This window comes from Rhizobium sp. K102 (genome assembly GCF_022385315.1).
GTDB classification, from domain to species: domain Bacteria; phylum Pseudomonadota; class Alphaproteobacteria; order Rhizobiales; family Rhizobiaceae; genus Rhizobium; species Rhizobium croatiense.
The window spans coordinates 2,451,312-2,463,220 of sequence record NZ_CP092436.1; the positions used below are offsets into that span (position 1 = coordinate 2,451,312).

13 protein-coding genes and 2 pseudogenes are annotated in these 11,909 nt (G+C 61.3%); 9 read left to right on the forward strand and 6 right to left on the reverse strand.

All coding sequences use genetic code 11. The features are described from left to right. Positions 1 to 66: 66 nt before the first annotated feature. From MHI61_RS18120 to MHI61_RS18130, 3 genes and pseudogenes are all read right to left on the reverse strand, one after another. Positions 67 to 1,165: pseudogene (locus tag MHI61_RS18120) on the reverse strand (branched-chain amino acid ABC transporter substrate-binding protein). A gap of 322 nt (positions 1,166 to 1,487) precedes the next feature. Next, positions 1,488 to 2,135, reverse strand: a complete 648-nt coding sequence (locus MHI61_RS18125) for a TetR/AcrR family transcriptional regulator (protein WP_239789965.1) — start codon at positions 2,133 to 2,135, stop codon at positions 1,488 to 1,490. A 101-nt stretch (positions 2,136 to 2,236) separates the two neighbouring features. Next, positions 2,237 to 2,425: a hypothetical protein gene (locus tag MHI61_RS18130; protein ID WP_239789966.1), complete on the reverse strand. Its 189-nt coding sequence runs from the start codon at positions 2,423 to 2,425 to the stop codon at positions 2,237 to 2,239. Between MHI61_RS18130 and MHI61_RS18135 the strand changes: the two genes are divergently transcribed. The 3 genes and pseudogenes from MHI61_RS18135 to MHI61_RS18145 form a co-directional block, all read left to right on the forward strand. Next, positions 2,424 to 3,317, forward strand: a complete 894-nt coding sequence (locus MHI61_RS18135; protein ID WP_239789967.1) for an NAD(P)/FAD-dependent oxidoreductase — start codon at positions 2,424 to 2,426, stop codon at positions 3,315 to 3,317. The two genes, MHI61_RS18130 and MHI61_RS18135, sit on opposite strands and share 2 nt — an antisense overlap. Positions 3,318 to 3,327: 10 nt before the next feature. After that, a complete protein-coding gene (locus tag MHI61_RS18140) occupies positions 3,328 to 4,170 on the forward strand; it encodes an alpha/beta hydrolase (protein WP_239789968.1) in 843 nt (280 codons plus the stop codon). Beyond that, positions 4,169 to 4,288 (forward strand): annotated as a pseudogene (locus MHI61_RS18145) (IS630 family transposase); the annotation flags it as partial. The gene MHI61_RS18140 and the pseudogene MHI61_RS18145, both read left to right, overlap by 2 nt. Before the next feature lie 282 nt (positions 4,289 to 4,570). On the opposite strand, the gene MHI61_RS18150 reads toward MHI61_RS18145, so the two are convergent. From MHI61_RS18150 to MHI61_RS18160, 3 genes are all read right to left on the reverse strand, one after another. Next, complete coding sequence (locus MHI61_RS18150; protein ID WP_239789969.1) at positions 4,571 to 5,434, reverse strand: class I SAM-dependent methyltransferase; 864 nt, start codon at positions 5,432 to 5,434, stop codon at positions 4,571 to 4,573. A 33-nt stretch (positions 5,435 to 5,467) separates the two neighbouring features. Then, entirely contained in the window at positions 5,468 to 6,115 is a 648-nt protein-coding gene (locus tag MHI61_RS18155) for a TetR/AcrR family transcriptional regulator (protein WP_239789970.1), read from the reverse strand. 101 nt (positions 6,116 to 6,216) lie between these two features. Then, positions 6,217 to 6,405 (reverse strand): hypothetical protein, encoded by a 189-nt coding sequence (locus tag MHI61_RS18160; protein WP_239789966.1) that lies wholly within the window; start codon positions 6,403 to 6,405, stop codon positions 6,217 to 6,219. Between MHI61_RS18160 and MHI61_RS18165 the strand changes: the two genes are divergently transcribed. The 6 genes from MHI61_RS18165 to MHI61_RS32805 all read left to right on the forward strand — a co-directional run bounded on the left by MHI61_RS18165 (position 6,404) and on the right by MHI61_RS32805 (position 11,863). Then, positions 6,404 to 7,297: an NAD(P)/FAD-dependent oxidoreductase gene (locus tag MHI61_RS18165; protein ID WP_239789971.1), complete on the forward strand. Its 894-nt coding sequence runs from the start codon at positions 6,404 to 6,406 to the stop codon at positions 7,295 to 7,297. The two genes, MHI61_RS18160 and MHI61_RS18165, sit on opposite strands and share 2 nt — an antisense overlap. Positions 7,298 to 7,318: 21 nt before the next feature. Beyond that, positions 7,319 to 7,792 carry an isoprenylcysteine carboxylmethyltransferase family protein gene (locus tag MHI61_RS18170; protein WP_239789972.1) on the forward strand — a complete coding sequence of 158 codons (474 nt, stop codon included), beginning with the start codon at positions 7,319 to 7,321 and terminating at the stop codon, positions 7,790 to 7,792. A 187-nt stretch (positions 7,793 to 7,979) separates the two neighbouring features. After that, on the forward strand, positions 7,980 to 8,960 hold the full coding sequence (locus MHI61_RS18175; RefSeq protein ID WP_239789973.1) for an AraC family transcriptional regulator: 981 nt from the start codon (positions 7,980 to 7,982) through the stop codon (positions 8,958 to 8,960). Between the two features lie 59 nt (positions 8,961 to 9,019). Further along, a complete protein-coding gene (locus tag MHI61_RS18180; protein WP_239789974.1) occupies positions 9,020 to 10,228 on the forward strand; it encodes an MFS transporter in 1,209 nt (402 codons plus the stop codon). Between the two features lie 518 nt (positions 10,229 to 10,746). Further along, positions 10,747 to 11,535, forward strand: coding sequence for a hypothetical protein (locus tag MHI61_RS32800; RefSeq protein ID WP_345774853.1), 789 nt, complete (start codon positions 10,747 to 10,749; stop codon positions 11,533 to 11,535). Next, a complete protein-coding gene (locus tag MHI61_RS32805) occupies positions 11,528 to 11,863 on the forward strand; it encodes a hypothetical protein (RefSeq protein WP_345774854.1) in 336 nt (111 codons plus the stop codon). The genes MHI61_RS32800 and MHI61_RS32805 overlap by 8 nt, the downstream gene beginning before the upstream one ends. Positions 11,864 to 11,909 lie beyond the last annotated feature (46 nt).

Below are 11,909 nucleotides of genomic sequence, written 5' to 3' on the forward strand. Positions count from 1 at the left end.
CTGGCTTGCGCAGCCACTAAAGTCTGCACAGACTGGTCTAAAGCGATCCACCCGGCCGGCGGTTGACTATTCCAGCGGCACGTATTCGCCACCCTTCCAGACATACCAAATCCAGCTTTGAAGGGTGAGGTCGCCCTTGTCGTCGAAATCGACCCGGCCCATTACCGTTTCAAATTGATTACCCTGCATTGAGGCGATCACCTCTTGCGGCCTTCAGAGAACCGGCCTTCTTCACCGCCTGCGACCAGACCTGGACGGCGGAGTAACTGAGCAGTGTGTAGCCTGCGGGCTCGAAATTCTCGGCACGGAAACGCTCGACGACTTGAGCCGCCTGAGGGACGCGCCGTGGGTCCGCGCTAAACGTAAAGAGCGTATCCTCGGCGGCAGATCCGGCGATCAGTGCAAAGTCCTCGCTCGCCATGCCATCGCCTGAGACGAGTTGAAGTGCGTAGGCGCGGTCTCGTGAAGCGCGAACCATAAGCGCGACCTCGGGCAAATACCCACCAACATACAACACGGCGATCCCGGCGCCCTGTAACGCCGAGATCTCGGCCGTATAGTCGTTCTTCCCAGGGGTGAAGGCCTCGTAGATCGCTTCGGTGACACCCCGCTTATTCAACTGCTTTCTGGTCTCGTCGGCGAGCCCCTTCCCATAGGTGGTGTTGTCGTGAAGGATCGCTATTTTCTTGTCACCCCAACGATCGGCCAAATAGTTGCCGGCTACCACCCCCTGCGCGTCGTCGCGACCAATGACGCGGAAAACATTGGCACGACCTTGTTCGGTCAACAGCGGATTGGTCGAACCCGGTGAAATCTGTAGAATTCCCGCGGCCTCGTACATTTTGGATGCCGGGATCGAGGCCTGGGAACAGTAATGCCCGACGACGAGCACCACACCGTCAGCCACCAGCTTCTGGGCGGCCGCCACAGCCTGCTCGGGATCGCAAAAGTCGTCGACTGTGATGAGTTGCACCTGGTGCCCGAGCACGCCGCCAGTCGCATTGATGTCGGCCACTGCCATCTCTGTGCCGCGCTGCATCTGCTCCCCGATCCAGGCGAGCGGTCCTGTGACCGGGCCTGCCGCTCCGATCAGGATCTCCGCCCGCGCCGGGCTGCCAAGCGAAACGACGAGCGCGACGATAGCTGCAGTGATGCTGCTGCGCATGGTGTACCTCCTTCACAGCATACGCCAATTTAGTCCCGGCCGACAGCCCCCGCGCAGGCGCAGGTATCTCCGCCATTCTGCAGCGCACTTGCCTCTTATCTGTATGGGCAGGTCAGAAGTTGACGTTCCTGCGAGGTACCTCATTGTCTGCTCAGGGCGCCAATCCCAGCCCTTGGCGGCAAGAACTTTGATGTCCGCTTTTCGTGTTGGGCTTCCTAGAGCTTTTCCGGGTTAGCTTGAAGCATTCTGCCGGAGAGGTTTTCGTCAGGGCAGAGGCGATTGGCGATAGGCATACCTCCAGGTACGTCCGAGCCGATCGCCTCTATCCGCCCGCGTAGGCGTTGCCACCGTGCGCGGCGATGAACATGGCGACGGCCGACCGGCAATAGGATTCGATTTCGTTGTCGTCCTCTGCCCTCGCCTCATCGAAGCGTGCGATGATCAGGAGATCGGATCCTTTGAAAAGCGCGGCAAACAAGCGGGCGGACCGGAGAGGATCGGGCACGCTCAGAACCGCCTTCGCATGCAACTGGCGCAACAAGGCCTCGATTTGGGCGATGACATAGGCGGCGCCGGCTTCATAATGCAGCTTGCTTAACGACTTTTGATTCGTCTTGTCGGCCATGATCATGGCTTCGACACTGCGGACATCCGGGCTCAACAGCGTGCGAAGCAGGGATGATCCCACCGCCATGAGCTGATCTTCGGCCGAACCGTCGACGCCTTCAATAAGGGCCTGTGGTGCAAACTGACGGCAGTGGGCCGCGATGGCCGCGCTGAACAGCGCCTCCTTGTTCTCGAAGTGCCGATAGATGCTGAGCTTGGATATCTTCGCCCGCTGGGCGACCTTTTCCAATGTCGTCGCTTGAAAACCCAATTCCACAAAGAGTTCGCCCGCGGCGTCAACTATCGTTTGGCCAAGCGCCTCGTTGGCGGGACGGCCGCGCCGGGCCTGACTATTTCCGCTCACGACAATTCTAGTCCTTGACAGTATCGTTATTCGTGAGTTACGATACCACGCAGTATCGAAAATATGCAAGCCAAAGATTGGATTTCCACCTGTCCTCCAAATCAAGCTTCCCGAGGCCGCCCGGCGATATCCAATGCGGCATCGTCCGGCCGGTCAACACAGTGATGGGCAACTGTCGCGGCCATGCCGGAGCCCTGCTCGCTGCCCGTCTCGAGCGCGTATCGCTGGACGATCTTGCGCGCCAGGCCAAGCCCAAACCCCTCCATCCGCAACACGGAGCCCATCATCATGGATGACGTCATCATCATCGGCGGCAGCTTTGCCGGCCTCGCCGCCGCCCTGCAGCTCGGCCGTGCCCGACGCAAGGTCACCGTTCTCGATAGCGGCCTGCCGCGCAACCGCTTCGCTGGCCACTCGCATGGCCTGCTCGGCCACGATCACAAGCCGCCGCTGGACATTCTGGCCGAGGCGCGGCAGCAATTGGCGCGTTATCCCACGATCAGGCTGGTCAATGCCCGGGCCGACAGCATCTCCGGCACCATCGACGATTTCACCGTCCTCACTGGCGATGGCGAAAGCCTTGGGACGCGCCGCCTGATCCTGAGTTATGGCGTTGCGGACCAGATGCCTGATGTTCCGGGCTTTGCCGAGAGCTGGGGCACATCCATCGTGCCCTGCCCCTATTGCGATGGCTTTGAAGTCGCCGACCAGCATTGGGGCCTCGTCTGGTCCGGCCCGCCGTCGCACAATTATGTCAGGCTGTACCACGACTGGACCGAAACGTTGACGGTCTTTGCCGATGGTCACGACATTTCACCCGATATCCGGGCCGATCTGGCGCGCCGCAACATACCTGTCGTAGAAGGCCGGATCGCCGAAATCGCCCATCACCGGGGCCAAATCACCACCGTTAAGCTCGAGAGCGGCCGCAATGGCGCGGTCGATATCCTGTTCGCGCATCCGCGCAACAAGCCGTCCGCAAGCCTGCATGAATCACTGGGCCTCGCCACGGTCGATACGCCCTTCGGCATCGCCCTCAAGGTCGACGAGCGCCGCGAAACCAGCATGCCCGGCATCTATGCTGCCGGCGATCTTGCAAACCCAGCCATGGCCTCGGTCACCACGGCAATATCGCAGGGCGCGACGGCGGGTATCTTCGCCCAGCAGTCGATGCTGGCTTGAGAAGACACAGATGGAGTTCGAACACGTCACCTTCGACCTGCCACACGGCACCTTTCACGCGCTGCAGGGTGGTGATCCCGATGGCCAACCGACAATCGTCTTGCACGGCTTCCCGGATCATCCGCCGACCGCTAAGCCCTTCCTTACTGAGCTTGGTCGCCGTGAACGTCACGTCGTCGCACCCTGGCTTCGCGGTTACGCTCCGTCCCCGACCGCGGGGCCGTTCGATATGGCAGCCCTTACCAGCGACGTGCTCGCGCTGATCGACCGCTGGTCTCCCGGGCGAGCCGTGGAGTTGGTTGGCCACGACTGGGGTGGCGCGATCACATACGATGCCTGCGTCACCGCGCCGGAGCGGATCGAACGCGCGGTCACGCTCGCATTCCCCCACCCACTGACGTTTCTGAGCCGGCCGCGCCTCGCTCAGCTACGCCGGAGCTGGTACATGGGGTTCTTTCAACTGCCGGGAAGCGGCTGGATCGTCACCGCCCGCGATCTCGCCCTCATCGACCACCTATGGCGTCAGTGGTCACCCAGCCTCTCGCTCGATCCAGCTCTCCAGGCGGAGCTACACGAGCACCTGCGGGCGAGCATGCCCGCGCCCTTAAAGTACTACCGGGGGATGCTGCGACCCGGCATGCTTGGGGCGATGCGCCGCCTATCGCAGCCGATCACAACGCCCCTGCTACAGCTTCACGGTGCCGACGATGGCTGCATCTTCCCCCAACAGGTCAACGACAAACATCGGTTCGCCGCCCGGCACGCGATGGAGGTCGTCCCCGACGTCGGGCACTTCCTTCACATCGAGGCCCCCGAGGCGATCGCGGAACGGATTGCGGCATGGGCCGAGTAACCCCTTCGAAAATCTCTGGCTCTTCATGCGCGAGAACTGGCTGTCGAACCGCATCTTCAAATTCTACGACAATGTCGAACATTGCTGCGATGCCTGGCGCAAACTAGACACCCAGCCTCCAGTCACGACGAAGCGGTCAACGAGTTCTTCCACCTTCGTGTGGAGTTATCCTTTCCAGTCGATCTGGGTCATTTCGCCTTCCTCTTGTTCTTGGCCGTTTCGTCCCGGATCTCGATCCACGCCGGCGTATGGTCGCTGCAGCCGGCCGTTAACGCCGTTCACGTTGTAACTGGCGATCTTCACCGTAAGTGGCGACCGATCTCGGCTTCAACTCCCTCAAATGGACTCGCTGAGCGACCAAAGACGCCCCGCTCCACCGGGGCGTCCCCTGTAATCCCTGTCAGCTTGCCGGATTGCGCGCCGTGACGATCCACGCCGCGCCGTCGAGCATCACCGACCGCTCGCCGGCGCGGCCCGCGAAGGCGGCACGAACCGCGGCCGAGGCGCGGGCGCGGATGTCGTCGGGCTGATCAGCGAGCGCGCGCGACAGCGGACCGACCTCGAGTGTCATCTCCACCGCGTCGTCGAGCGCCGCGTCCCGCGTCCCGCCCTCGCCGAACGGGATGGAGGCATCGAAGGGCGCGATAGCGATATCGGTGAAGCCGGCCGCCGACAGCATACGCGCCACCCGCCCCCGGTCGCCGAACGAGAATGGGCCGGGCGCTTCGGGATCGGGCGGCGCGGTCGGAGGGACGATGCCCTTGATCGCGCCTATCGGCAGGCGCACCCAATCGTTCTCGGCCGCGCCGCGCCAGCAGACGAAAGCGACCCGCCCGCCCGGCTTGAGCGCACGGCGCATGTGGGCGAACGCCCCTGTCGGATCGTCGAAGAACATCACCCCGAAACGCGAGAACAGGATGTCGAACGCGCCCTCGGGCAGCTCGGCGCTGCTGGCGTCGGCCACCTGGAACAGGACCGGCGTATCCTGTGGCGCAAGCGCGCGCGCTCGGCCGACCATCGGTTCGGATATGTCCACGCCCAGCACTTGGCCCCCGGCGCCGACGCGGGCGGCCAGAGCCAAACTCGACGCGCCCGCGCCGCAGCCGACGTCCAGCACGCGCTCGCCTGTCGCGGGCGCGGCGGCTTCGATCGCGGCTTGGCCGAACACCGCCATCATGGCATCGAGCCGGGCCTGGTAAGCGACCCAGCGCTCCCCGCTCTGGCCATTCCAGTCGGCTACCTGATAAACATTTTTCTTTGCCATGCCATATCCTGTTCTGATCGGTTCTTAACTGGGCTATCCGCCCGCGTGGTCGCTGCCACCGTGCGCGGCGATGAACATGGCGACGGCCGACCGGCAATAGGATTCGATTTCGTTGTCGTCCTCTGCCCTCGCCTCATCGAAGCGTGCGATGATCAGGAGATCGGATCCTTTGAAAAGCGCGGCAAACAAGCGGGCGGACCGGAGAGGATCGGGCACGCTCAGAACCGCCTTCGCATGCAACTGGCGCAACAAGGCCTCGATTTGGGCGATGACATAGGCGGCGCCGGCTTCATAATGCAGCTTGCTTAACGACTTTTGATTCGTCTTGTCGGCCATGATCATGGCTTCGACACTGCGGACATCCGGGCTCAACAGCGTGCGAAGCAGGGATGATCCCACCGCCATGAGCTGATCTTCGGCCGAACCGTCGACGCCTTCAATAAGGGCCTGTGGTGCAAACTGACGGCAGTGGGCCGCGATGGCCGCGCTGAACAGCGCCTCCTTGTTCTCGAAGTGCCGATAGATGCTGAGCTTGGATATCTTCGCCCGCTGGGCGACCTTTTCCAATGTCGTCGCTTGAAAACCCAATTCCACAAAGAGTTCGCCCGCGGCGTCAACTATCGTTTGGCCAAGCGCCTCGTTGGCGGGACGGCCGCGCCGGGCCTGACTATTTCCGCTCACGACAATTCTAGTCCTTGACAGTATCGTTATTCGTGAGTTACGATACCACGCAGTATCGAAAATATGCAAGCCAAAGATTGGATTTCCACCTGTCCTCCAAATCAAGCTTCCCGAGGCCGCCCGGCGATATCCAATGCGGCATCGTCCGGCCGGTCAACACAGTGATGGGCAACTGTCGCGGCCATGCCGGAGCCCTGCTCGCTGCCCGTCTCGAGCGCGTATCGCTGGACGATCTTGCGCGCCAGGCCAAGCCCAAACCCCTCCATCCGCAACACGGAGCCCATCATCATGGATGACGTCATCATCATCGGCGGCAGCTTTGCCGGCCTCGCCGCCGCCCTGCAGCTCGGCCGTGCCCGACGCAAGGTCACCGTTCTCGATACCGGCCTGCCGCGCAACCGCTTCGCTGGCCACTCGCATGGCCTGCTCGGCCACGATCACAAGCCGCCGCTGGACATTCTGGCAGAGGCGCGGCAGCAATTGGCGCGTTATCCCACGATCAGGCTGGTCAATGCCCGGGCCGACAGCATCTCCGGCGCCATCGACGATTTCCACGTCCTCACGTCCAACGGCGAAAGCTTTGGCGCGCGCCGCGTGATCCTGAGCTATGGCGTCGCTGACCAGATGCCTGATGTTCCGGGCTTTGCCGAAAGCTGGGGCACCTCCATCGTGCCCTGCCCCTATTGCGACGGCTTTGAAGTCGCCGGCCAGCATTGGGGCCTCGTCTGGTCCGGTCCGCAGTCGCACAATCAGGCCAGGCTTTTCCACGATTGGACCGACAGGTTGACGCTGTTCGCCGATGGTCACGACATTCCGCCCGATATCCGGGCCGATCTGGCTCGCCGCAGCATACCTGTCGTCGACGGCCGGATCACCGGGATCGCCCATCACGGGGGCCATAATGCCACCATCAAACTCGATACCGCCCCCGATGTCGCCGTCGACATCCTGTTCGCTCATCCGCGCAACAAGCCGTCCGCCAGCCTGCATGAATCACTGGGCCTCGCCACGGTCGATACGCCCAGCGGCATCGCCCTCAAGGTCGATGAGCGCCGCGAGACCAGCATCCCCGGCATCTACGCCGCCGGCGATCTCGCCAACCCCGGAATGCCCTCGGTCACGACGGCATCATGGCAAGGCGCGATGGCGGGTATCTTCGCCCAGCAGTCGATGCTAGTTTGAGTGCACAGATTGGAGGGGAGCATGGCCGTCAAACCGGACAGCGCGGGTGTGCGCTTCCCTCCGCCCTTCGTCTATCTGGGAGCGCTGCTGTTGGGGCTGGCGGCGGAGCGGTTCGTCATGCTGCGCTCTTTCGGCATCGACTGGCGGTTGCTCGTCGTGACGGGCGCGCTGCTGTTTTTTGCCGGCGCGGCGCTAATGCTTGCGGCGGCGGGACTGTTCCGGCGGCTGGGCACCAACATTCCGCCGTCGCGGCCAACGACCCTCATCGCAACGACCGGTCCTTATCGGTGGACCCGCAATCCCATGTATCTCGGCATGGCGCTTATCTATGCCGGCCTTGCGATCGGCTTCGACGGGCCGATCGCCTTCGCCTTGCTCCCGTTGGTGCTGATCGCGATCCAGACGCAGGTGATCGCCCGCGAGGAGCGCTATCTCGAAGCGAAGTTCGGCGACGACTACCGCCGCTACAAGGCCGAGGTTCGCCGCTGGCTTTGACTATTCCGCCGCTGCCGCTGCGGGGCCTTCTGATAAACCAGCACCGGCTTCCTTGCCGCCAGCCATCATTCTGAAGGTTGCGGGGCGGTGTCACGGAAAATCGACTGGCCTCCATTGGTGACCTCAGAGCGGCCATGACACAGATACCTGACTTGCAGTCCGGACGGTCGGTATATAAATTATCCCAATGCTTGATCGTTCATCCCAGCCTCCGACGCAGATTCCTACGGACGCACTCAGCGAAATTCTACGGGACTTTCGCCTGAGTGAAGTCAACTACGGCCGCTGCGAGCTACGTCATCCATGGAGCATCGCCTTTGCGCAGCAACAGCTGCTTCGCTTTCATTTCGTCAGTGAGGGGCCATGCTGGATCCATACCGAAGCCCAAGGATGGCAGGAGTTGCAAGACGGCGATCTGGTGTTGTTGCCACAGGGTGCCGAACACCGACTGGCCAGCAAGCCTGATGTTGTCGGGGACTCGCTCAAGAGTTGCCAGGTCACCAAGCTGGGGGGCAATGTCTGCGAAGTGGTGCAGGAAGGAACAGGAGCGACGAGCACCTTGTTCTGTGGTTCCATGGCTTTGGGTGCGAATGCCCTCAACCCGTTGATCGCTCTGATGCCACCGATCATCAAGGGTTGTGATGTTGCTGGCAATGATCCGATCGTCGGCCCCCTCCTCGCCGCCATGACGGCGGAGGCGTCGCAGCCCCAGATAGGCAGCGCCACGGTCTTGTCACGCATGGCGGACGTACTCGTCGCGCGGCTTATTCGCTGCTGGGTCAATTGCAGCGGCGCCTCGACCAGCGGCTGGCTCGCCGCGATCCGCGATCCTCATATCGGTCGTGCGCTGGCAGCCATGCACCGAGATCCCGGCCATGACTGGACGCTTGAGACCCTTGCCGGCGTGGCAGGTCAATCGCGCTCGATCTTCGCGGAACGCTTCAGCGCCATCTTAGGCGAAGGCGCGGCACACTATCTCGCCCGTCTGCGCATGCAGCTTGCACGAGAGCTGCTCGGTCAAAACATGTCGGTTGCCGCGGTCGCTTCGCAACTGGGCTATGAATCCGAAGCTTCTTTCGCTCGCGCCTTCAAGCGCATCACCAGCGTCTCACCTGGTGTTGTGCGCCGCACCATTTCCGGACGAACGGATATGGAATTCGGACTTTAGGACACATATCATCCTGAAAGACTCCGCTATGAAGACCTCCAACACTTGGAGGTACTTCAATGACGGACACAACATCACAGCTGGACGGCCCCGCGATTGGCCTCGATTCTACCGTTCCGAGTCCATGGAGCCCGACAACCTGGTTTGCCGTTATTTCAATGGCAGCCACAAGCTTTGCGCTCGTGTCAGCTGAATTTCTGCCGGCAGGTCTGTTGACGCCGATGGCGCGTGACCTTGGCGTCAGCGAGGGAACCGCCGGGCAGGTTGTCACCGCCACCGCGTCTGTCGGCGCAGTGACGGCCTTGTTGAGCAATGTTCTCATCGGCAAACTGAACCGGAAGACTGTCCTGGTTGGCTTAAGTGCCCTGGCTATCGGCTCCAATCTCCTGGCCGCGCTCGCGACGGATTTTTGGCTATTGTTGTTGGGCCGGGCCGGGCTGGGCGTCGCGCTCAGTGGTTTCTGGGCGCTTTCGGTTGCCGTCGTGGCGAGATTGGTCGGCACCAATGCGACAGGTCGGGGTATGGCTATCGTCACCCTCGGTGTCTCTCTTGCCACCATAGCTGCGCCGTCCATGGGTGCCTTGATCAGCGATTGGATCGGCTGGCGTGCCGCCACGGCCATGACCGCAGGGCTCGCCGCGATTGCGATGCTGCTGCAGATACTCAGCTTGCCGACGCTACCCGCAAGCACAAGCAATAGTCTTTCCGACGTCTTCCGGCTGACGAAACGGCGCACTGTTCAACTCGGAATGCTTGCCATCCTCTTGCTGATGACGGGACATTTTGCCGGTTCGGTCTACGTGCGACCTTTCCTCGAACAAGTGACGCTCCTTGGCACCGGCCCGATTGCCCTGGCGCTCCTCGGGTTTGGCATCGCCTCTGTGATCGGCAATGTCGCCGGCGGCCGACTGGCAGACGCAAATATCAGCATGGCGCTCGCTGTCACCGGCGTATTGATGGCGTTTTCGGCGCTTGCTCTCGTATTCTGGGGTGCACAGAGCGGCATCGCGTTTGCCCTGGTGACACTTTGGGGTTTCGCTTTCGGGATGGCTCCGGTGGTACTGCCCACCAACTTGTCCCGGGGCGCAGCAGACGCCTTGGAGGCTGCCGGCAGCCTGATGGTCGTTTCGTTCCAGGTTGCCATCAGCATAGGTGCGCTGTTCGGCGGCTATGTGGTCGATCACTTTGGTGCCTCAGCGCCATTGACATTTACGGCCGTCTTGGCGGCATCGACTATCGTTCTGGCGTTGCTTCAGCCCCGCAGCTGACTCTTGGAGCTCAGGCCAGGGTGCGCAGATCGCCCGCTTTCAAAAAAGACATCGCTATCACGCGACCAGGGGCCCTCGGCAAAGGGCCCCGCATGCCACAAACTATCGGATCGAACTAAAGCTCAACGAGACGACATCTGTGCGCCATGTGCGGACGTCGGCTCTCGTCGGCTCAATCGACTTGGGACGAAGGCGATCAAGAACGAGCACATGGTTCCAGTTCAGCACATGGCTCCAGTTCATCGTCGACGGGCGAAAGCAGCTATTTCTTTCCAAGCTGAGGCAGTCCGGACAACGCGGAGTAGCGGTACTGTGCCTTGGTCGTTGGACCACAGCCCCAAGCTGTGATCAACAACACTTGAACGTCTGTCAGAATTGCAAAAAGTGTGCATAATAGACAAATGAGAACAATCAGTTGTTGATACTGATCGCGAAAAGGTTGGGAGCCCTCCTCTTCAACTTGGCGGACTATCAGGAAATGCAGGGAGAATTCGACTACAATCCAGGGAGGAAGAACAATGAACAAAAAGGCAGTATCGCGTCGAGAGTTGCTGGGAGCATCTACGCTCGTTGGAGTAACCGCAGTTGGGGCTCTTGCCGCCCCGGCGGTGCTGGCCCAGGCACCCACCGTCATTAAAATGCAAACATCCTGGCCCGCGTCGGACATCTGGATGGATTTTGCCCGCCTGTACGTCGAACGGGTCGAACGAATGTCCGGCGGACGCCTGAAGTTCGAACTAATGCCTGCCGGTACGGTCGTCGGCGCGTTTCAGGTGCTCGACGGCGTCAATGATGGCGTGATCGACGCAGCCCACACTGTTCCCGTCTATTGGTACGGAAAGCACAAGGCAGCTTCCCTCTTCGGTACCGGGCCGGTATTCGGCGGCAGCGCAACCACCATGCTCGGATGGTTCCATCAAGGTGGCGGCAAGGATCTCTACCGGGAACTCACCCAGGACATCATGGGGCTGAACCTTTACGGCTTCTATGGCTTCCCGATGCCCGCGCAGCCGTTCGGCTGGTTCAAAAACCCGGTCGCGACCGTGAACGACGTCAACGGCCTCAAATATCGTACGGTCGGGCTCGCCGCCGATCTCATGCAGAATATGGGCATGAGCGTCGCTCAACTTCCGGGCGGCGAGATCGTGCCGGCAATGGAGCGAGGTGTGATCGACGCCTTCGAGTTCAACAATCCCTCCTCTGACATACGGTTTGGTTCGCAGGATGTCGCCAAGAACTACATGCTGTCGTCCTACCATCAAGCGAGCGAAATCTTTCGAGTTCCTCTTCAACAAGGATGTGTTTGACGACCTTCCCGAAGATCTGCAGGCGATCCTGGAATATGGCGTGGAGGCAGCAAGCACGGCGATAACAGCGTCCGCGATGGACAACTATTCAAGCGACCTTCAAAAACTCCAGGCCGAACATGGCGTGACCGTGCACCGCACGCCAAAGGAAATTCTGGATGCGCAACTCAAGGCCTGGGATGAGATCATCCCGACGCTTGAAGCGGATGCGTTCATGAAGAAGGTGCTCGACAGTCAGCGGCAGTGGGTGGAGAGGGTCGTGTACTACGAATTGATGAACTCCGCCGATCTCGCACTCGCCTATGAGCACTATTTCCCGGAAAATTGAAGCTCGGAAAATAGATGGTAAGGCCCGGTATTTCCGGGCCTCGTCC